The sequence below is a fragment of the Kitasatospora sp. NPDC127111 genome, assembly GCF_042677465.1.
GTDB lineage: Bacteria > Actinomycetota > Actinomycetes > Streptomycetales > Streptomycetaceae > Kitasatospora.
This window is the reverse complement of the sequence record NZ_JBHXTG010000001.1, coordinates 327,324-347,139: the sequence shown is the minus strand read 5'-3', so window position 1 is coordinate 347,139 and position 19,816 is coordinate 327,324. Positions and strand designations below refer to the sequence as shown.

18 protein-coding genes are annotated in these 19,816 nt (G+C 73.6%); 14 read left to right on the top strand and 4 right to left on the bottom strand.

What is annotated here, in order from left to right:
• The first annotated feature begins 100 nt into the window (after positions 1–100).
• On the top strand, positions 101–538 hold the full coding sequence (locus ACFVHB_RS01665; RefSeq protein ID WP_380314217.1) for a gamma-glutamylcyclotransferase: 438 nt from the start codon (positions 101–103) through the stop codon (positions 536–538).
• A 6-nt stretch (positions 539–544) separates the two neighbouring features.
• Here the strand turns inward: ACFVHB_RS01665 and ACFVHB_RS01660 are convergent, their stop codons facing one another.
• A complete protein-coding gene (locus tag ACFVHB_RS01660) occupies positions 545–1,540 on the bottom strand; it encodes a hypothetical protein (protein WP_380314216.1) in 996 nt (331 codons plus the stop codon).
• Positions 1,541–1,802: 262 nt separating this feature from the next.
• Here ACFVHB_RS01660 and ACFVHB_RS01655 point away from each other — a divergent pair, with 262 nt between their 5' ends.
• From ACFVHB_RS01655 to ACFVHB_RS01630, 6 genes are all read left to right on the top strand, one after another.
• The gene (locus ACFVHB_RS01655; RefSeq protein ID WP_380314215.1) at positions 1,803–3,974 is read left to right on the top strand and encodes a HAMP domain-containing protein; all 2,172 of its coding nucleotides are present in this window, start codon (positions 1,803–1,805) and stop codon (positions 3,972–3,974) included.
• Positions 3,975–3,986: 12 nt separating this feature from the next.
• Positions 3,987–5,504 carry a poly-gamma-glutamate synthase PgsB gene (pgsB, locus tag ACFVHB_RS01650; protein WP_380314214.1) on the top strand — a complete coding sequence of 506 codons (1,518 nt, stop codon included), beginning with the start codon at positions 3,987–3,989 and terminating at the stop codon, positions 5,502–5,504.
• Positions 5,501–5,983 (top strand): poly-gamma-glutamate biosynthesis protein PgsC/CapC, encoded by a 483-nt coding sequence (locus ACFVHB_RS01645; protein WP_380314213.1) that lies wholly within the window; start codon positions 5,501–5,503, stop codon positions 5,981–5,983. The genes pgsB and ACFVHB_RS01645 overlap by 4 nt, the downstream gene beginning before the upstream one ends.
• Positions 5,984–6,030: 47 nt before the next feature.
• Positions 6,031–7,128 (top strand): NlpC/P60 family protein, encoded by a 1,098-nt coding sequence (locus ACFVHB_RS01640; protein WP_380314212.1) that lies wholly within the window; start codon positions 6,031–6,033, stop codon positions 7,126–7,128.
• A gap of 125 nt (positions 7,129–7,253) precedes the next feature.
• Positions 7,254–8,075 (top strand): purine-nucleoside phosphorylase, encoded by an 822-nt coding sequence (locus tag ACFVHB_RS01635; protein ID WP_380314211.1) that lies wholly within the window; start codon positions 7,254–7,256, stop codon positions 8,073–8,075.
• A 184-nt stretch (positions 8,076–8,259) separates the two neighbouring features.
• Complete coding sequence (locus ACFVHB_RS01630) at positions 8,260–9,984, top strand: phospho-sugar mutase (protein ID WP_380314210.1); 1,725 nt, start codon at positions 8,260–8,262, stop codon at positions 9,982–9,984.
• Between the two features lie 111 nt (positions 9,985–10,095).
• Here the strand turns inward: ACFVHB_RS01630 and ACFVHB_RS01625 are convergent, their stop codons facing one another.
• Complete coding sequence (locus ACFVHB_RS01625) at positions 10,096–10,770, bottom strand: PH domain-containing protein (RefSeq protein ID WP_380314209.1); 675 nt, start codon at positions 10,768–10,770, stop codon at positions 10,096–10,098.
• Between the two features lie 140 nt (positions 10,771–10,910).
• Between ACFVHB_RS01625 and deoC the strand changes: the two genes are divergently transcribed.
• From deoC to ACFVHB_RS01600, 5 genes are all read left to right on the top strand, one after another.
• The gene (gene deoC, locus ACFVHB_RS01620; RefSeq protein WP_380314208.1) at positions 10,911–11,897 is read left to right on the top strand and encodes a deoxyribose-phosphate aldolase; all 987 of its coding nucleotides are present in this window, start codon (positions 10,911–10,913) and stop codon (positions 11,895–11,897) included.
• A gap of 5 nt (positions 11,898–11,902) precedes the next feature.
• Positions 11,903–13,384 (top strand): aldehyde dehydrogenase family protein, encoded by a 1,482-nt coding sequence (locus tag ACFVHB_RS01615; RefSeq protein WP_380314207.1) that lies wholly within the window; start codon positions 11,903–11,905, stop codon positions 13,382–13,384.
• The gene (locus ACFVHB_RS01610; RefSeq protein WP_380314206.1) at positions 13,377–14,279 is read left to right on the top strand and encodes an aldehyde dehydrogenase family protein; all 903 of its coding nucleotides are present in this window, start codon (positions 13,377–13,379) and stop codon (positions 14,277–14,279) included. Before ACFVHB_RS01615 ends, ACFVHB_RS01610 begins: the two co-directional genes overlap by 8 nt.
• 222 nt (positions 14,280–14,501) lie before the next feature.
• On the top strand, positions 14,502–14,912 hold the full coding sequence (locus tag ACFVHB_RS01605; protein ID WP_380314205.1) for a hypothetical protein: 411 nt from the start codon (positions 14,502–14,504) through the stop codon (positions 14,910–14,912).
• A gap of 47 nt (positions 14,913–14,959) precedes the next feature.
• Positions 14,960–15,601, top strand: a complete 642-nt coding sequence (locus tag ACFVHB_RS01600) for an ATP-binding protein (RefSeq protein ID WP_380314204.1) — start codon at positions 14,960–14,962, stop codon at positions 15,599–15,601.
• A gap of 253 nt (positions 15,602–15,854) precedes the next feature.
• On the opposite strand, the gene ACFVHB_RS01595 is transcribed toward ACFVHB_RS01600, so the two are convergent.
• Positions 15,855–16,637: a SigE family RNA polymerase sigma factor gene (locus ACFVHB_RS01595; RefSeq protein ID WP_380314203.1), complete on the bottom strand. Its 783-nt coding sequence runs from the start codon at positions 16,635–16,637 to the stop codon at positions 15,855–15,857.
• Between the two features lie 491 nt (positions 16,638–17,128).
• On the opposite strand from ACFVHB_RS01595, the gene ACFVHB_RS01590 reads away from it, so the two are divergent.
• Positions 17,129–17,806, top strand: coding sequence for a response regulator transcription factor (locus tag ACFVHB_RS01590; protein ID WP_148644494.1), 678 nt, complete (start codon positions 17,129–17,131; stop codon positions 17,804–17,806).
• Between the two features lie 75 nt (positions 17,807–17,881).
• Positions 17,882–19,393 carry an ATP-binding protein gene (locus ACFVHB_RS01585; protein WP_380314202.1) on the top strand — a complete coding sequence of 504 codons (1,512 nt, stop codon included), beginning with the start codon at positions 17,882–17,884 and terminating at the stop codon, positions 19,391–19,393.
• Here the strand turns inward: ACFVHB_RS01585 and ACFVHB_RS01580 are convergent.
• Positions 19,326–19,805 (bottom strand): hypothetical protein, encoded by a 480-nt coding sequence (locus ACFVHB_RS01580; RefSeq protein WP_380314201.1) that lies wholly within the window; start codon positions 19,803–19,805, stop codon positions 19,326–19,328. The genes ACFVHB_RS01585 and ACFVHB_RS01580 overlap by 68 nt on opposite strands.
• Between the last annotated feature and the right edge of the window lie 11 nt (positions 19,806–19,816).

Below are 19,816 nucleotides of genomic sequence, written 5' to 3'. Positions count from 1 at the left end.
ACGCCGGGAGCACTGCCACGCCGGGGTCGGGGCTCCTGTGCGATCGACCAGTCGCCCGGGGGGCCGTCCGTCGACCGGGGGACGGTCTAGGCTTCGCCCCATGCCCTACTACGCCGCGTATGCCACCAACCTCGATGCCCGGCAGATGACCCGCCGCGCACCGCACTCCCCCCTGCGCGGGACGGGGTGGCTGGACGGCTGGCGGCTCACCTTCGGCGGCGAACAGCTCGGCTGGGAGGGCTCGCTGGCCACCGTGGTCGAGGACGAGAAGGAGCAGGTCTTCGTCTCGCTCTACGACGTCGCGCCGATGGACGAGGACGGCCTCGACCGCTGGGAGGGCGTCCAGCTCGGCATCTACCGCAAGATCAAGCTGCGCGCGCACACCCTGGACGGCGACATCCCGGTCTGGACGTACGTGCTCAACGACTACGAGGGCGGCCTGCCCGCCGCCCGCTACCTGGGGCTGATCGCCGACGCCGCGGAGAGCGCCGGCGCGCCGCACGACTACGTCCTGGACCTGCGCCGCCGCCCCTGCTGAGGCGCGCTACGGCGTGGCCGGGCCCCGCCAGGAGGCGGCCGTCGCGGCCAGCACCGCCGCCACGGCGGAGCGCCGGGCGGGTTCGGTGCGCAGCGCGTTGCCCAGCTCGACGTGCAGCCACGGCACGCCGAGGCCGGCCGCGAACCGGCCCTCGACGTTGGTGGTGCCCTCCAGCTGCCCGCACTTCTCCCGCCAGGCGCGGCAGACCGCGAATCCGGCCTGTCCGAGCCCGGTCGCGGTGAGCTCGGCGGCCGGCCCGGCCTGGCCCACTCCGCTGGAGACCACCGCGTCCTGCCCGGGCAGGCTGCCCTCGTCGAAGCCGTGCACCTGGATGCCGGGCAGCCCGCGCGCGGTGAGCGCCTCGATCACGGCGGCGAACACCGTGTCGCTGCGGTGCGCCGGGTCGGAGGAGCCGTCCGGACCGGCCCTGCGGTGCGCGCCGGCCAGCACCAGCACGCCGCCCGGGGCGGCCCGGAAGAGGTCGACCCCGAGCAGTTCGGTGCGGCTGTCCGAGACCGGGTGCGGCACCTGCACCGACCAGTGGTCCCTGACCGAGAGGTCCAGGTAGACCCGGCCCCAGCCGCGGCCGTCCGCGGAGCCCGAGGCGTCGGCGATCTCGGCCACCCGGCGGCCGCTGCCCGCCTCGGTGAACTCGGTCAGCCGGTAGCCGACCGGCGCGAGCACCGGCCCGGCCTGCTCGGGCCGCCCGTCGAGCACCGCGACGACGCCGTCCGCGACGGCCCGGCGCTGCGCCGCGTCCGGCACGGTGTACGGGGTGCCGGGGGCGAAGCCGGCGGTGTACGCGTCCACCCGGGCGGCCAGGTCCACCGGCTGCGGCCCGGTCGGGCCCGCCGGACCGGACGCCGCGGTGTGCGCGCGCCCGGCCGGCCCGCGCGCGGCGACCGTCAGCCCGACGGCCAGCGCCACCAGCACCAGCAGCGCCACCACCGACAGCACCGCCGTGCGCCGCGGACCCGCGTTCTTCCCGGGCAGAGTCTCCATGGGGTGAGAACCTACCGCGCCTCCTTCCTGTCCATGATCTAAACAAGGAGTCTCCGAAACTTCTCCCTATCGAGACCGGAACGTGACAGCAATCCCAAAAGGCTTTCGTACGCTTTTCAGGTTTTAGCCAGGGTTTGACCACTGGTCACGGCGGGGCTCCAGGGGAGGGTGGCGCGCTGCCGCCCCCGAACCGATGACGAGGCCTCCCGTGAGCACGGCACCCAACCCGCCGCGACAGCACCGCTATCGCCGCAGGGCCGACATGCCACTGCTCGGAGGCATCCGCCCGCCGATCGCCCTGCTGCTGATCCTGCTGCTGGCCGTCGCCGCGATCACCGCCCTCGCCGTCGGCGGCCTCCGGGTCGACGACACCCCGCAGGCCGTCCGCGAGTCCCACCAGTACGCCGCCGAGGACACCGCCGCCTCGCTCCGGGCCGGGCTGCGCGAGAGCGCCACCGACCTGCGCCGGGCCGCCGCCCGCTACGACAACGCGCCCGCCGAACCCGCCGCCGTCCTGGCCGCGCTCGGCCAGGCGTACCAGAAGTGGCGCGGCACGGCGATCGTCCTGCCCGGCACCGGCCGGCTGCTCGCCGCCCGCGGCGAGACCGTCCCGCTGGCCGGCCTCGACCTCGGCAAGGTCACCGACACCGCGCCCGCGCCACTGCTGGAGCCCTCCGCGGCCGGCACCCGGCTGCTCACCTTCGCCATGGTCACCACCAAGGCGGACGGCCGCGCCCTCCTGGTCGCCTCCGACAACCTGCGGCTGCCCGGCATCGCCACCCGCAAGGAACAGACCATCCAGGTCCTCGACGCCACCGGCACCGTCCTGGACTCCACCGGCGCCGGGCTCACCGCCGAACCGGACCAGCGGCTGGTCGCCACCGCCCGCGAACGCGCCGCCCGGGAACGCCCCGCGCCCGGCGAGACCGTCTCCGGCAGCCTGGCCGGCAACCCCGACGACAAGGGCGTCCGCCGGGTGGCCGGCTACGCCGCCGTCGCCTCCCCCGACGGGAACGACCCGGCCAGCCCGCTCGGCCTGACCGTGGTCTCCACCAGCACGATCGACGGCAAGCCCGGCAGCCTGCGCCACCCCCTGCTCGGCCTGGCCGCCGCCGGCGCCCTGCTGCTGCTCGCCCTGCTGCTGGCCTGGTTCCTGCACCGCACCCTCCAGCGCCCGCTGCTGCGGCTCTTCCTGGACGCCCGCCGGCTCACCCGCGGCGAACTGGAGCGGCCGGTCCGCGGCCCGAAGCGCGGCGAGGCCGGCCGGATCACCCGCGCCCTGGAGGAGCTGCGGCTCCAGCTGCTCGACCCGGCCCGCCCGCCGGCCGCCCCCGCCCCCGCGCGGCGCCGACCGGGCATCGCCCTGCCGCTCGCCCTGTGCGCGGTCGTCGTCCTCGGCTGGTCCGGCCCGCTGCTGTTCCTCGGCGGTGCGGACCAGGAGGTCCGCGTCCCCACCCAGGTGGTGGCCGGCCAGCGGGACCGCACCGACACCGCCGCCGACCGGATCCGCCAGGCCCTCAACGAGGGCTACGCCGACCTTCGCTCGCTCGCCCCCGCCCTCGCCGACTCCTCCGTCGGCAAGGCCGAGGCCCTGCTCCGCGCCACCCTCGCCGAGCACGACCGCTACCGCTCGCTCTACGTCCTCGGCGCCGACGGCGCGGTGCTCGCCCGGGCCGGCGAGACCCCGCACCGCACCGGGCCGGACGCACTCGGCCCGAACGGCGTCCTGCTGCTCAACACCTCCGGCAAGGAGCCCCGGATCGCCGCCCGCACGGCGCTCACCACCACCCCCGGCGACCAGGCCGGGCCGGACGGGGACGACACCGCGACGCCGAAGGGCCCGGTGCTGGTCGGCGAGTTCAAGACCGACTTCCTGAGCACGCTGCTCACCCGCCCCGGCCTCGGCCGGGTCTGGCTGGTCGACGACCGGCAGCGCGTACTCGCCGCCAACGAGGGCTACAGCTCCTTCGGCGACCTCCCGGACGGCCGCGCCCGGGCCGTCCTGGCCGACGCCAAGAAGGACGCCGCCGCCGACGTGGTCCGCGGCGGCGGCGACCCGGCGGTGCTCGCCGCCGCCCCGCTCGGCGGCAACGGCACCGTCGCCAAGCTCGGCTGGTCGGTGGTCACCGTCCAGCCGGTGGCCTGGCTCCACCTCGACCAGAACCGGGCCGACCGGCGCGCCGTACTGGCCGGCATGCTCGGCCTGGCCGCCGCCGCGCTCTGCCTCGGCTGGCTCTTCATCGCCGTCGGCCTGCCGCTGCGCCGCCTCGCCGCGAGCGCCGAGGCACTGGCCGCCGGGGACCGCCGCACCGTCCTCTACCCCGTCCACCACGACGAGGTCGGCGCCGTCGCCCGCAGCCTGGAGCTGATCCGGCAGGACCTCGGTGCCGTCCGGGACCGCGCCGCCCGCCGCGCACCGGCCACTCACGGATAAGGACCCGCCCACGTGCTCTTCCTCTACGTCGTGCTCCTGGTGTGCTGCGCCGTCCTGCTGGTGGCGGGCATCGTCGAGCAGCGCCGGCACTTCGCCGCGCTGGAGCAGATCCCCGCCCGGGTGCTGGTCAACGGCATCCGCGGCAAGAGCTCGATCACCCGGCTCTGCGCGGGCGCGCTGCGCGGCGGCGGCCTGGTCACCGTCGCCAAGACCACCGGCACCGCCGCCCGGTTCATCCACCCGGACGCGACCGAGGAGCCGGTCTACCGCAAGTTCGGCATCGCCAACGTGGTGGAGCAGATCGGCATCGTCCGCCGCGCCGCGACCTACCGCCCGGACGCCCTGGTGATCGAGTGCATGGCGGTGATGCCGGCGCTCCAGGAGGTCAACCAGACCAAGCTGATCCGCTCCACCATCGGCGTGCTCTGCAACGTCCGCGAGGACCACCTCGCCGAGATGGGCCCGACCCTGGACGACGTCGCCCGCTCGCTCTCCCGCTCGATGCCGGTCGGCGGCGTCTGCGTCACCGCCGAGCAGGAGCGCGCGCACATCCTGCGCGAGGAGGCGGCGAAGCGGAACTGCGAGCTGATCGTGGTCGACCCCGAGTCGGTCACCGACGAGGAGCTGCGCGGCTTCGGCTGGTTCACCTTCAAGGAGAACGTGGCCATCGCGCTCGCCGTCGCCGCGCTCCTCGGCGTGGAGCGGCAGACCGCGCTGCGGGGCATGTGGCAGGCCCCGCCGGACCCGGGCGTGCTCTCCGTCGAGCGCTACCGCACCGAGGACGGCAAGCGGCTGCGGTTCGCCAACGTCTTCGCGGCCAACGACCCCGAGTCCACGCTGATGAACGTCCGCCAGCTGGAGGGCCTCGGCGCGATCCACCGCCCGCTCAACGTGGTGATCAACTGCCGCCCGGACCGGGTGGAGCGCAACGGTCAGATGGGGCAGATCGTGCCGGACCTCGACCCGGACACCGTCTTCCTGATCGGCCACCCCACCAAGAGCGCCCGGGACGGCATCCCGGCCGGCTGGTCCGGCCGGGTGGTCGACCTCGGCGGCGACAAGCGCGAGCCGGCGGCACTCACCGCCGAGCTGCTGGACCACCTCGGCCCGGACTCCTCGCTGGTCGCGATCGGCAACATCCACGGCCAGGGCGAACTGTTCCTGGACGAGCTGGCCCGGCTGGCGCCGGACGAGGAGCCGGACGGCCCCGAAATCCCGTACCACGAGCCCGAACCGCTCTACCCCGACGCGTACGACGAGGGGCCGTACGACGCGGAGCCGTACGACAAGAGGCCGTACGACGAGAGGCCGCACACCGCCCCGCACCACGCCGCCGCGCACCACGCCGAGCCGCACTACGCCACCCCGCACCCCGCCGAACCGCGCCCGGCGGGGCCGTACGACGCCGGGCCCGTCCGCGCCCACGGACCCGTGCCGGTCTACGTCCCCGAGCCGCTGTACCCCTCCGAACCAGGGGCCGACTCCTGGTTCGCCACCCGCCGCACCCCCCACCACGGAGACCAGCAGTGATCCCCACCGAGCTCACCCCCGAGATCGCCGCCATCGGCATCGCGCTCGGCCTGGTCTTCTCGCTCGTCTGCTACCTGACCACCAACCTCTCCCCCGGCGGCATGATCACCCCCGGCTGGCTGGCCCTCACCCTGGTCGAGGACCTCCAGCGGGTGGCCATCGTGATCGGCGTGACGGTGCTGACCTACCTCGCCACCCGGCTGGTCCAGAAGCTGGTGATCCTCTACGGCAAGCGGCTGTTCGCCGCCGTGGTGCTGACCGGCGTCCTGCTCCAGGCCACCGTGATGCTGGTGCTCCAGCGCGAGCTGCCCACCCTGTACGCCAACCAGACGCTGGGCTTCATCGTCCCCGGCCTGATCGCCTACCAGCTGGTCCGCCAGCCGCGGGCCGCCACCCTGATGGCCACCAGCACGGTGACGCTCGCCAACTACGTCGTCCTCACCGCCGGCGTGCTGCTCGGCGCCCTCCCCGGCACCTAGGACGTACCGCCCCTAGGCCCGACCCGTACGCCCCAGGAGGAAGCGCCATGCCCGTCACCCGGAAGTCCCTGCTCAGCGGCGGCCTCGCCGTCACCCTGCTGGCCGCCAGCGGGTACCTCACCGTCCAGCTGCGGGACCGCGACCGGCAGCCCGCCGAGGCCGGCGGCACCGCCCCGCTGATCGCCGCCACCGCCGTACCGACCCTGGACGCGGCCCCGGCCACCGCCAAGGCCGCCGCCGGCTACCGGTACGAGCGCCTGACCGGCCCGGACCGCACGGTGGTCCGGGACGCCCGCGGCGGGGTGGTCGCCACCCTGACCGACGGCGCCCGCACCGCCGTCCTGGCCGGCCCGAGCCGGACCTTCGCCGAGCCGGGCACCACCACCGCCACCCTGGTCAGCGACAGCTGGGTGCGGCTCATGCCGCAGGCCTGGAAGGCCGGCGCGGAGAACGAGGGCTGGTTCCGCACCTGGTTCCAGCAGTCGCTCGGCTCCACCGCGGACGACGTGCTGGCCATCGCCACCCAGTACCTGGCCGGCGCGCCGGAGGGCAAGGACGCCAAGGGCGTGCGGATCAAGGGCGACGCCTCCTTCGGCCCGCTCAACCCGAACGGCTCGGTCGGCAACGACCTGCGGCTGGAGCAGACCGACTTCGTCGACTACCTCGGGACCGCGTACACCTTCGCCGACAAGGTCACCAAGCAGCCCGACAAGACCCGCTACGGCTCCTTCGACTGCTCCGGCTTCGTCCGGATGGTCTACGGCTACCGCGCGGGCTACCCGCTGCTCAGCAAGGACGTGGCCGGCAACGGCCTGCAGCGCACCGCCAACGGCCTGGCCCGGCTCTCCCCCGGCGTACCGGTGCTGCCGCTGACCACCGCGCCCGGCTCGGACACCACCCTGCGGCCCGCCTCGATCGACCCACTGCAACCCGGTGACCTGCTGTTCTTCGAGATCGACGCGCGCACCGGCGCCCGGCTCGACCACACCGGCATCTACCTCGGCCTGGACACCGACGGCCACCCCCGCTACATCTCCAGCCGCGAGGAGGCCGACGGCCCGACCTTCGGCGACAAGGGCGGCACCGCCCGGCTGGACGACAACGGCATGTACGCCAGGGGCCTGCGGAGCGCCAAGCGGCTGTAGGTTGCTCCTGTCCGGACCGGCCGAGGGCGCCCCCGAGCTGTGGTTTCACGCCATCCGGGTAACGATCCGGCACGTCGTACCAGGATTTTCTACGCGCGTAGCCATTTCCCGTCTATCCTCGACGTGTGAACGCATCTCCTCAGTCGGTCGTCTCCGCCGACCCCTACGCCGCCGCCCAGGCCGCCGCCGAGCGCCTGCGCGAGCTGACCGGTGCCGAGCGCCACGACGTCGCCCTGGTGATGGGCTCCGGCTGGGTGCCGGCCGCCGACGCCCTGGGCGAGACCGTGGCGGAGTTCCCGGTCACCGAACTCCCGGGCTTCCCCGCCCCCGCCGTCGCCGGCCACGCCGGCAAGATCCGCTCGGTGAAGATCGGCGAGAAGCGTGCCCTGATCTTCCTGGGCCGCAACCACTACTACGAGGGCCACGGCGTGGCCACCGTCGTCCACGGCGTGCGCACCGCCGCCGCGGCGGGCTGCGGCATCATCGTGCTGACCAACGGCTGCGGCGGTCTGCGCGAGGGCTGGGTCCCCGGCCAGCCGGTCCTGATCAGCGACCACATCAACCTGACCGCGGACTCCCCGATCGTCGGCGCCAACTTCGTCGACCTGACGGACCTCTACTCCAAGCGTCTGCGCGACCTCTGCCGCGAGGTGGACTCCACCCTGGACGAGGCCGTCTACGTGCAGTTCCGCGGCCCGCACTACGAGACCCCGGCCGAGGTCAACATGGCCCGGGTCATCGGTGGCGAGCTGGTCGGCATGTCGACCACCCTGGAGGCCATCGCCGCCCGCGAGGCCGGCTCCGAGGTGCTCGGCATCTCCCTGGTCACCAACCTGGCCGCGGGCATCACCGGCGAGCCGCTCAACCACGCCGAGGTGCTGGAGGCCGGCAAGGCCTCCGCCGAGCGCATGGGCGCGCTGCTGGCGAAGGTCCTCGAGCGGATCTGAACCGGCTGGGTCCGGCAATCACCGCCTAGCGCGCGAGCGCCGGTGATTGCCAGACCCACCCTCTGCCGCACAATCATGAGCGACGGGGTCCGCGGGCGGCTGTGATCCGCTGATCACACCCGCCCGCGGGCCCCGTCCGCATGCGCACACCCACCACTTTGCGGACATTCCAACGGAGCTGGCCATGACGCAGGCACCCACCACCGACCTCCTCACCCGGGCCCGGGCCTGGCTGGCCGAGGACCCCGACCCGCAGACCCGCGAGGAGCTCGCCGCGCTCCTCGCCGCGGCCGAGGGCCCGGAGGCCGAGGAGGACAGCAAGCTCGCCTGGTCCCAGCTGGCCGAGCGCTTCGCCGACCGGCTCCAGTTCGGCACCGCCGGCCTGCGCGGCGAACTGGGCGCGGGCCCGATGCGGATGAACCGCGCCGTGGTGATCCGGGCCGCCGCCGGCCTGGTCGCGTACCTGAAGAAGGAGAGCCTCGGCGACCTCGTCGTCATCGGCTACGACGCCCGGCACAAGTCGTACGACTTCGCCCGTGACACCGCCGCCGTGGTGGTCGGCGCCGGTCTGCGCGCCGCGCTGCTGCCGCGCGCCCTGCCCACCCCGGTGCTCGCCTTCGCGATCCGCCACCTGGGCGCGGCCGCCGGCGTCACCGTCACCGCCAGCCACAACCCGCCGCAGGACAACGGTTACAAGGTCTACCTGGGCGACGGCTCGCAGATCGTCCCGCCCGCCGACGCCGGCATCGCCGCCGAGATCGACGCGATCGGCGCGCTCGCCGACGTCCCGCTCGCCGAGGACGGCTGGGAGGTGGTCGGCGAGGACGTGATCGAGGCCTACCTGACCCGCGCCGCCTCGATCGTGGACCCGCACAGCCCGCGCGACCTCGATGTGGTCTACACCCCGATGCACGGCGTCGGCCGCGACACCCTGGTCGCCGCCTTCCGCCGGGCCGGCTTCCCCGCGCCCACCGTGGTCGCCGAGCAGGCCGAGCCCGACCCGGACTTCCCGACCGTGGCCTTCCCCAACCCGGAGGAGCCGGGGGCGATGGACCTCGCCTTCCGCACCGCCGCCTCGGTCGGCCCGGACATCGTCATCGCCAACGACCCGGACGCCGACCGCTGCGCGGTGGCCGTCCCCGTCAACGGCAACGCCGCCGGCGGCGCCTCCACCGGCAACGGCTGGCGGATGCTCCGGGGCGACGACGTCGGCGCGCTGCTCGGCGCCGCGCTGGTCGCCAAGAAGGCCGCCGGCACCTTCGCCACCACCATCGTCTCCTCCACCCTGCTCGGCCGGATCGCCGAGGCGGCCGAGCTCGGGTACGCGGAGACGCTGACCGGCTTCAAGTGGATCGCCCGCGCCGACGGCCTGCGCTACGGCTACGAGGAGGCGCTCGGCTACTGCGTCGACCCGGAGGGCGTGCGCGACAAGGACGGCATCACCGCCGCCCTGCTCGTCGCCGAGCTGGCCGCGACCCTCAAGCAGTCCGGTCGCACCCTCACCGACCTGCTGGACGACCTGGCGCTGGAGCACGGCCTGCACGCCACCGACCAGCTCTCCGTCCGCGTCCAGGACCTCTCGCTGATCGCCGACGCGATGCGCACCCTGCGCGAGCAGCCGCCCACCGAGCTGGCCGGCCTCAAGGTCACCCGGGCCGACGACCTCACCGCCGGTTCCGCGGACCTGCCGCCCACCGACGGCCTGCGCTACTACCTGGCCGGCGCGGCCGTCCGTTCGGCCCGCATCGTGGTCCGCCCCTCCGGCACCGAGCCCAAGCTCAAGTGCTACCTGGAGGTCGTCCTCCCGGTCACCTCGGCCGCCGACCTCACCGCCGCCCGCACCCGCGCCGCCGAACTCCTCGCCACCATCAAGCAGGACCTCGCCACCGCCGCCGGCATCGACGCCTGACGCACCGCGACCTCAGGCCGAAGGGCCCGCCGGACGATTCCGGCGGGCCCTTCGGCATGCGTTCCCGGGCGCGGATCCCCCCGGCCGGCTCCCGGGTACGAAAGCGAGGGCCTAAGCCGCGATCACGGCGATCAGGGCGATCAGGCCGACCAGGGTCGGGGCGATGATCCACCAGCACCACCGCACGACCACCGGGCCGGCCGCGTCGGGGCGGGAGGCGTTGCGCTCGGCGAGCTCCTGGAGGACGCCGACGACCTGGTCGGACCAGGCGCGGGTGGGGTCGGGCGCGCCCTCGACGACCGAGGGGGCGGGCCGCCCGAAGGCGGTGCCCAGGCGGGAGGCGTGCTGGTCGCCGCCGCGCAGCGCGACGCGGTTGGCGCGCTTGCGCTGGCGCAGCGACACCGGGACCGCCCACACCTGGTACTTCTTGCCCCCCGCCAGCAGCTCCACCGAGTACCCGGCGCGCAGCGCGTCCACCGAGGCCCAGGGCGCCGTGATCGTCCGCAGCGGGTTGCGCACGACCAGCCGCCGGTCGTTGGCGAGCACCGCCGGCCGCAGGGTGTAGGCGATCACCGGGAAGGCGAAGACCGGCACCGCGGCCAGCGACACCCACGGCGTCTTGCCCGTCCCGTTCAGCGCGGCGTCCCCGATCAGCCACCCGGCCACGGCCAACAACAGCACCCCGGAGATCACGCCGGGAATGGAGCGGTACACGCGGTCCGCGTACGCGGGCTCCCCATCGGAGCCGGCCGAGCCCCGGTGGGGCTTGCCGTCGGATTCGGTCATGCCGACGATTCTGCCGCATGCCCCCCGCGATCTACAGGGGTGACGGGTGGGGCAGCCGGGGTTCCGAGATCTCGGTCCGGCATCGAAAAGGTCCCGCCCTAGCCGAATGTTACGCGCGTAGATATGCTGGTCTGGTGACTATGTCCACTCTTGCAGCCAATGCCCTCGGCGTTGCGGGCAGCGGTCTTCAGGACGTTGCGGCGTCCGAGGCCTCGCTCCGCCGCTTCCTGCACGGCCTGCCCGGCGTCGACCAGGTCGGCCTGGAGGCGCGTGCCGCCACTCTCGGTACCCGCTCGATCAAGACGACGGCGAAGGCGTACGCCATCGACCTGGCCATCTCGATGATCGACCTGACCACGCTGGAGGGCGCGGACACGGTCGGCAAGGTGCGCGCCCTGTGCACCAAGGGCAGGAACCCCGACCCGACCGACCCGATCACTCCCCGCGTCGCGGCCATCTGTGTCTACCCGGACATGGTCGCCACCGCGAAGGCCGCGCTGCAGGGGACCGACATCCAGGTCGCCTCCGTCGCCACCGCCTTCCCCGCCGGGCGCGCCGCGCTCCCGGTGAAGCTGGCCGACACCGCCGACGCGGTCGCGGCCGGCGCCGACGAGATCGACATGGTGATCGACCGGGGCGCCTTCCTCTCCGGCCGGTACCTGGACGTCTTCAACGAGATCGTCGCCGTCAAGGAGGCGTGCAAGCGCCCGGACGGCACCTCCGCCCACCTCAAGGTGATCTTCGAGACCGGCGAGCTGCAGACCTACGACAACGTGCGTCGGGTCTCCTGGCTGGCGATGCTGGCCGGTGCCGACTTCATCAAGACCTCGACCGGGAAGGTCGCCGTCAACGCGACCCCGCCGGTCACCCTGCTGATGCTGGAGGCGGTCCGCGACTTCAAGGCGCAGACCGGCATCCAGGTCGGCGTGAAGCCCGCCGGCGGCATCAAGACCACCAAGGACGCCATGAAGTACCTGGTGATGGTCAACGAGACGCTCGGCGACGACTGGCTGACCCCGCACTGGTTCCGCTTCGGCGCCTCCAGCCTGCTCAACGACCTGCTGATGCAGCGCCAGAAGCTGACCACCGGACGGTACTCCGGCCCCGACTACGTGACGGTGGACTGATCACCATGGCCAAGAACAAGAAGACCGAGGAGCCCGTGGCCGAGAAGCGCGGCAGCCTCTTCGAGTACGCCCCGGCCCCCGAGTCGCCCGCCGCCGCGGGTGACATCGCCACCTCCTACGGCCACTTCATCGGCGGCGAGTTCGTCGACTCCTCCGGCAGCGAGGCCCTGAAGACGGTCAACCCGGCCACCGAGCAGGTGCTCGCCGAGTTCGCCCAGGGCACCGACGAGGACGTGGACCGCGCGGTCGCCGCCGCCCGCAAGGCGTTCGCCGACTGGTCGGCGCTGCCGGGCAGCGAGCGCGCCAAGTACCTGTTCCGGATCGCCCGGATCGTCCAGGAGCGCAGCCGCGAGCTGGCCGTCCTGGAGTCGATCGACAACGGCAAGCCGATCCGCGAGACCCGCGACGTCGACCTGCCGCTGGTCGCCGCGCACTTCTTCTACTACGCGGGCTGGGCCGACAAGCTGGACCACGCCGGCTTCGGCCCGAACCCGAAGCCGCTGGGCGTGGCCGGCCAGGTCATCCCGTGGAACTTCCCGCTGCTGATGCTGGCGTGGAAGATCGCCCCGGCGCTGGCCACCGGCAACACGGTCGTGCTCAAGCCGGCCGAGACCACGCCGCTGACCGCGCTGCGCTTCGCCGAGATCTGCCGCCAGGCCGGTCTGCCGAAGGGCGTCGTCAACATCGTCACGGGTGACGGCCGCACCGGCGCCGCGCTGACCGCCCACCCGGACGTCAACAAGGTCGCCTTCACCGGCTCGACCCCGGTCGGCCGCGCGATCGCCAAGCAGCTGGCCGGCACCCGCAAGAAGCTGTCGCTGGAGCTCGGCGGCAAGGCCGCGAACATCGTCTTCGACGACGCGCCGCTCGACCAGGCGGTCGAGGGCATCGTCAACGGCATCTTCTTCAACCAGGGCCACGTCTGCTGCGCGGGCTCGCGCCTGCTGGTCCAGGAGTCGGTCCAGGACGAGCTGCTGGACGCGCTGAAGCGCCGGATGGCCACCCTGCGGGTCGGCGACCCGCTGGACAAGAACACCGACATCGGCGCGATCAACTCGGCCGAGCAGCTGGCCCGGATCACCGCGCTGACCGACGCCGGCGAGGCCGAGGGCGCCGAGCGCTGGTCCCCGGCCTGCGAGCTGCCGGGCACCGGCTTCTGGTTCAAGCCGACCCTCTTCACCGGCGTCAGCCAGGCCCACCGGATCGCCCAGGAGGAGATCTTCGGCCCGGTGCTGTCGGTGCTGACCTTCCGCACCCCCGACGAGGCGGTCGCGAAGGCCAACAACACCCCGTACGGCCTCTCCGCCGGCATCTGGACGGAGAAGGGCTCGCGCATCCTCTGGATGGCCAACAAGCTCAAGGCCGGTGTGGTCTGGGCCAACACCTTCAACAAGTTCGACCCGACCTCGCCGTTCGGCGGCTACAAGGAGTCGGGCTACGGCCGCGAGGGTGGCCGCCACGGTCTGGAGGCCTACCTCGATGTCTGATGTCGTTGCGCGTCTTGACGTCCTCAAGACCTACAAGCTGTACGTCGGCGGGAAGTTCCCGCGCTCCGAGAGCGGGCGGGTGTACGAGGTGACCGACTCCAAGGGCGAGTGGCTCGCCAACGCCCCGCTGGGCACCCGCAAGGACACCCGGGACGCGGTCGTCGCCGCCCGCGCGGCGGTCAAGGGCTGGGCCGGCACCACCGCGTACAACCGCGGCCAGGTGCTGTACCGGGTCGCCGAGATGCTGCAGGGCCGGCGCGAGCAGTTCGCCGCCGAGGTGGCCGTCTCCGAGAACATCGGCCCGAAGAAGGCCGCCGCCCTGGTGGACGCCGCGATCGACCGCTGGGTCTGGTACGCGGGCTGGACGGACAAGGTCGCCCAGATCGCGGGCGGCGCCAACCCGGTCGCCGGCCCGTACTTCAACCTGTCGACCCCGGAGCCGACCGGCGTGGTCGGGATCGTCGCCCCGCAGGCCGGTTACGGGCACTCGCTGCTCGGCCTGGTCTCGGTGATCGCCCCGGCGATCGCCACCGGCAACACGGTCGTGGTCGCGGCCGCCGCGGACGCCCCGCTGCCCGCGCTGTCGCTGGGCGAGGTGCTGGCCACCTCGGACGTCCCGGGCGGCGTGGTCAACATCATCTCGGGCCGGACCGCGGACATCGCGCCCACCCTGGCCTCGCACCAGGACGTCAACGCGGTGGACCTCACCGGCGCGATCGCCGCCGACGGTCCCGGCGCGGCGGGTGCCCTGGAGAGCCTGGCCGCGGATACCCTGAAGCGGGTGGTCCGTCCGCAGCTGGACCCGTTCGCCCAGGACTGGACCAATGCGCCCGGTACCGACCGGCTACTCTCCTTCCTGGAGACGAAGACGGTCTGGCACCCGATGGGGATCTGACCGTTCCCGTCGCCCGCTGAGTAACAACTCCACAGACTGGCCGTCCCCTGTGCCCTCTCCCCCCCAGGGCCCGGACGGTCATTGGACGGACCCGCGCCTCTCCCCCCCTGGCGCGGGTCCGTCGACTTTCGTCGCCGCGCGGTTCCGCCTTTCGGCGCTCCCGGCGCGGATCCGGCCCCGGGAGAATCGACCACGAGTGGAGACGATCAAGGGGAGGGCACCGTGGGAGAGCTCGCGGGCGAGCTGATGGCACTGTTCGCGGACGGGTTCCTGCGCAGACTGCACGTGGCCCGCACCCGTCGCCGGCTGGCCGCCGGGCGGCCCGTCCGGGTGCCCTGCTCGGCCCGCTCCGACCGGCCCGGCTGGCAGCCCGGGTACGTCAACGGCCGGCTGCGCATCACCCCGGGGGCCGCCCTCGTCGACTTCGGCTCGCGTGTCCTCGGCCACACCGAACTGGCCGCCGGCGGCACCTTCCACGAGCCCGAGCCCGACACCTGGCACAGCCAGGACTGGGCCGCCACCGCCTACCAGCCGCCCGGCGGCGGCCACCCGGTCCACCTCCAGGTCGACAGCCGGTACCTGCCGCTCGTCCAGGCCGCCCTCACCGACCCCCGGGCCGTGCGGAAGGCCTGATCCGCCCGGTTTCGGCATCGCGTCCCGATGCGTCAGACTGGTGTCTCGTGAGTGACTCCCCGCTGAACCCCGTACCGATAGCCCGTGCCCGGGTGGTCCTGCTGTCCGGTCCCTCAGGTTCGGGGAAGTCCTCGCTCGCCGAGCGCAGCGGACTGCCGGTGCTCCAGCTGGACGACTTCTACAAGGACGGGGACGACCCCTCCCTGCCGCTGCTGCCGGACGGCGCGGTCGACTGGGACTCCCCGCTCGCCTGGCACCGCGAGCAGGCCGTCGCCGCCATCCGCGGCCTGTACGAGACCGGCCGCGCGGAGGTCCCGGTGTACTCGATCCCGGACAACGGCCGCGTCTCCACCCGGGTCCTCGACCTGGCCGGCGCCCCCGCGTTCATCGCCGAGGGCATCTTCGCCGCCGAGATCACCGCCGACTGCGCCGCCGAGGGCCTGCTCGGCGACGCGATCTGCCTGCGCAACGGCGCCCTGACCACCGCCTGGCGCCGGCTGCGCCGGGACGTCCGCGAGGGCCGCAAGTCGCTGCCGGTGCTGCTGCGCCGCGGCTGGCGGCTGATGCGGGCCGAGCGCTCGATCGTCGGCCGCCAGGTCGGCCTGGGCGCCCAGCCGTGCACCGGCCCGGAGGCGGACCGGCGGATCCGCGCGGCGGCCGCGCAGCGGGAGCTCAGCCCCTCGCTCTGACCCGCGCCGACCCGTTCGACGGCGGGACCGGTACGACGGCGAGGACCAACCCCCCGCGAAAACGAAGAACGACGGGCTCGGTGCGTCTCCCCCGCACCGGGCCCGCCGTCTTCCGGACGACCGCCGGACTCCCCCGGCGGCGCCGCTCCCCCGAGCCGGCGTCGCCAGTCCTCTGGCCGTCCTCTTCACCCGTCCCCCGACGGGAGTCCCATGTCGTCGCGCACCACGGCCGGCCTCGTGGCCGGCCGCGCGGTCACGCGACCAGTTCGCCGAACGCCCGGACGGTGTCGCCCGAGTTGTTCAGGTGCTCGTCCTCGCGCAGCCGGCGCAGCGCGCGCCAGATGCTGCTCTTGACCGTGCCGACGCTGATGCCGAGCACGTCGGCGATCTCCGGGTCGGTCTTGCCCTCGTAGTACCGCAGCACCAGCATGGTCCGCTGGTTCTCCGGCAGCTTGGCCAGCGCCTGCCAGAGCACGGTGCGCAGCTCGGTGCCGCCCATCGCGTCGGTATCGCCGGCCGTCTCCGGCAGCTCCTCGGTCGGGTACTCGTTGACCTTGCGGCGCCGCCAGGCGGAGATGTGCAGGTTGGTCATGGTGCGGCGGAGGTAGCCCCCCACCGCGGCCTTGTCGGTGATCCGGCCCCAGGCCCGGTAGGTGCTGAAGAGCGCGCTCTGCAGCAGGTCCTCGGCCTCGTAGCGGTCACCGGTGAGGTGGTACGCCGTGGCGTACAGGGAGGCGCGGCGCTCGCGCACGTACGCGGTGAACTCCGTGATGTGGTCCTCCGCGACGGCCGGGTGCTCCCCCTGCGCGTCTCCCTGTCCCGCCTGGTCGGTGCGGGCCGCTGCGGGGTTCAGCCGCAGCAGCGTCGCACCGGCGGCCTCGCGGCCGGCCGACTCCCCCGAGTCGGCCTTCCGCAGGCCGGTTCCCCCGATCACCCCGGTCCCCCCGTGCCCCCCCGGGGTGTCCTTGCCCTCGACGCGGACGGGGAGGATCCCCCGCAGCGTGAGGGTGTTGCCGGAGTCGGCCGCACTCCCCATCCGGCCGATCCCGTACAGCTCCCCCTGCCTGCCGCCACCGCTCACCCGGCGAGCGACAGTGTTTCCACCGGTGCTGTGTGCGCACCCCCGTACGATCACGGCACCGGAGGCCTCGTCGGTCCTGACCTCGTACCGGGTCCGGTGGGTGGTCGCTGACGAACGCGCGCCGTGGACAGCCGGGTTGGTCCGGGTCTGAAGCATGGCGTTCATCGTGCGCCCCCTTGGTCGGTACGAGCGGTTCCTGTTGCCGCCCTCCAGCCGGCCGGTTGGCCCGCTGTCCTGCGGCGACATGGAAAATCCTGCCCGCCGGTTGTGATGGCGCTGTCCGCCGACTGTCACAGGGGTGTCACAGGGCCGGGCCCTTCGTCCCGCACCTCCGTCTGCCGTCACGGACGCCGGTGGCGCGCGTTCCGGTTCCCGCACCCGCGGTGACCGGTGGACGGACCGGGCCGGGGGGTGATTCGGCGCCCCGGGTGAGCCAGAATGAGGCCGTGCCTTTCCTCCTTCTGATCGAGGACGACGACGCCATCCGCACCGGCCTCGAACTCGCCCTCACCCGCCAGGGCCACAAAGTGGCCACCGCCGCCTCCGGCGAGGACGGTCTGAGGCTCTTCAAGGAGCAGCGGCCGGACCTGATCGTGCTGGACGTCATGCTGCCCGGAATCGACGGTTTCGAGGTCTGCCGCCGCATCCGCCGGACCGACCAGCTGCCGATCATCCTGCTCACCGCCCGGTCCGACGACATCGACGTCGTGGTCGGCCTGGAGTCCGGCGCGGACGACTACGTCGTCAAGCCGGTGCAGCCGCGCGTCCTCGACGCCCGGATCCGGGCCGTGCTGCGCCGCGGCGAGCGGGAGAGCTCGGACTCCTCCGCGTACGGCAGCGTGGTGATCGACCGCGCGGCGATGACCGTCACCAAGGACGGCGAGGACCTCCAGCTCACCCCGACCGAGCTGCGCCTGCTGCTGGAGCTCAGCCGCCGGCCCGGGCAGGCGCTGTCCCGGCAGCAACTGCTGCGCCTGGTCTGGGAACACGACTACCTCGGAGACTCCCGCCTGGTCGACGCGTGCGTGCAGCGGCTGCGGGCCAAGGTCGAGGACGTCCCCTCGGCGCCCACGCTGATCCGCACCGTGCGCGGCGTCGGCTACCGGCTGGACCCGCCCGCGTGACCGCCGCCCACCGCCCGGTCCGGCGGATACCCCGCTCCTCCTGATCTTGCTGATCCCGCGTAACGACAGGCTCCCGTGACTGACCATCAGACGACGACCCGCCGGTTCTCCTCGGGCCCGTGGCGGCGGCTGCGATCCCTCCGGGTGCGGCTGATCGCGGTGTTCGCCGCGGTCGCCCTGCTCACCGCCGTCTCGGCCTCCGGCATCGCCTACTGGCTGAACCGGGACGCGGTGCTCAAGCGCGCCCAGGACACCGCGCTCAACGACTTCCGGGTCTCGCTCAGCCGGAACGTCTCCGAGCTGCCGCTGAACGCCACCTGCGAGGACCTGCGCCAGCTCGCCGCCAACGTGGCCAGCTCCGGCCTCAGTTACGAGGTGGTGGTCACCGACCCCGCCCACCCGGACTGCATCGCCTCCTCCGACCCGGCCCGCTACACGCTCGCCAGCGTCCCGGAGAAGCTGCAGGACATCGTCGGCAAGCCGCGCGAGCTCACCGAGAGCAACCCGTACCCGTACCACCTCTACTGGCAGCGGCAGAACCTGGAGGGCCGGCCGTTCGTGATCGGCGGCACCAAGGTGGTGCCGACCGGCCCGACCGCGTACATGTTCAAGTCGCTGGAGAACGAGCGGGCCGACCTGAACACGCTCGGCTGGTCGCTGGCCATCGCCACGCTGCTGGCGCTGATCGGCTCGGCACTGCTCGCCCAGGCCGCGTCCGCGACGGTGCTGCGCCCGGTCAAGCGCCTCGGCGAAGCCGCCCGGCGGCTCGGCGAGGGCCACCTGGACACCCGGCTGGAGGTCGACGGCTCGGACGAACTCGCCGACCTGGCGCGGACCTTCAACCGCACCGCGGAGTCGTTGCACGAGCAGGTCGAGGAGCTGAGCGCGCGCGAGGCGCAGAGCCGGCGGTTCGTCGCCGACATGTCGCACGAGCTGCGCACGCCGCTGACCGCGATGACCGCCGTGACCGACATCCTGGAGGACGAGGCCGAGTCGCTCGACCCGATGATCGAGCCGGCGGTGCGGCTGGTGGTCAGCGAGACCCGGCGCCTCTCCGACCTGGTGGAGAACCTGATGGAGGTGACCCGCTTCGACGCCGGCACCGCCAAGCTGGTCGCCGACGAGGTGGACATCGCCGACCTGATCATGTCCTGCATCGACGGCCGGGCCTGGTACGACGCGGTCGAGGTGGACGCGCCGCGCGGCGTCCGGGCCGTGGTCGACCCGCGCCGGCTGGACGTCGTCTTCGCCAACCTGATCGGCAACGCGCTCAAGCACGGCGGCTCCCCGGTGCGGGTCAAGGTCCGCGAGTCCGAGGACGCCATCACGGTGGAGGTCTCGGACAGCGGCCCGGGCATCCCCGAGGACGTGCTGCCGCACGTCTTCGACCGGTTCTACAAGGCCGACAAGGGGCGGGCGCGGTCGGAGGGCAGCGGGCTGGGCCTGTCGATCGCGATGGCCAACGCACAGATCCACGGGGGGACGATCACGGCCGCCAACGGGGAGGTGGGAGCGGTGTTCACGCTGACGCTGCCGCTGACCCCGCCGCCCGCGCCGGCCGCCGCTTCCGAGGAGAGTGCGCAGTGAGCGCCGGTTCGTGCCTTCCCTTCCAGCCGTCCCGTTCCTCCGGTGGATCCGCCCGGCGGGCCGCGGGCGCGGTGCTGCTGCTCGCGCTCGCCACCGGCTGCGGAATCCGCCCGACGCCCGTCCCGGTGGACGCGGGTGCGCCGGCCAGCCGGACGGCCTGCCCGACGGTGCCGCAGATACCGACCGCGCCGGCCGCGCCCTCGTCCGGCGGGCCGACGGCGGCCTCCGGACACGGCTCGGCGCGGCCGGGCGTGAAGCCGTCGCCCGCGCCGTCGGCGGTACCGCCCGTGCCGCCGTCGGTGTCGCCGTCCGCGTCGGCGTCGGCGTCGGCCACCGGGGTGGTCTCACCGCCGCCGCCGTCGGACAACGTGTTCAGCGCGCTGCCGACGGCCACGCCGTCGGCGTCCGCCACCTGCCGGTAAA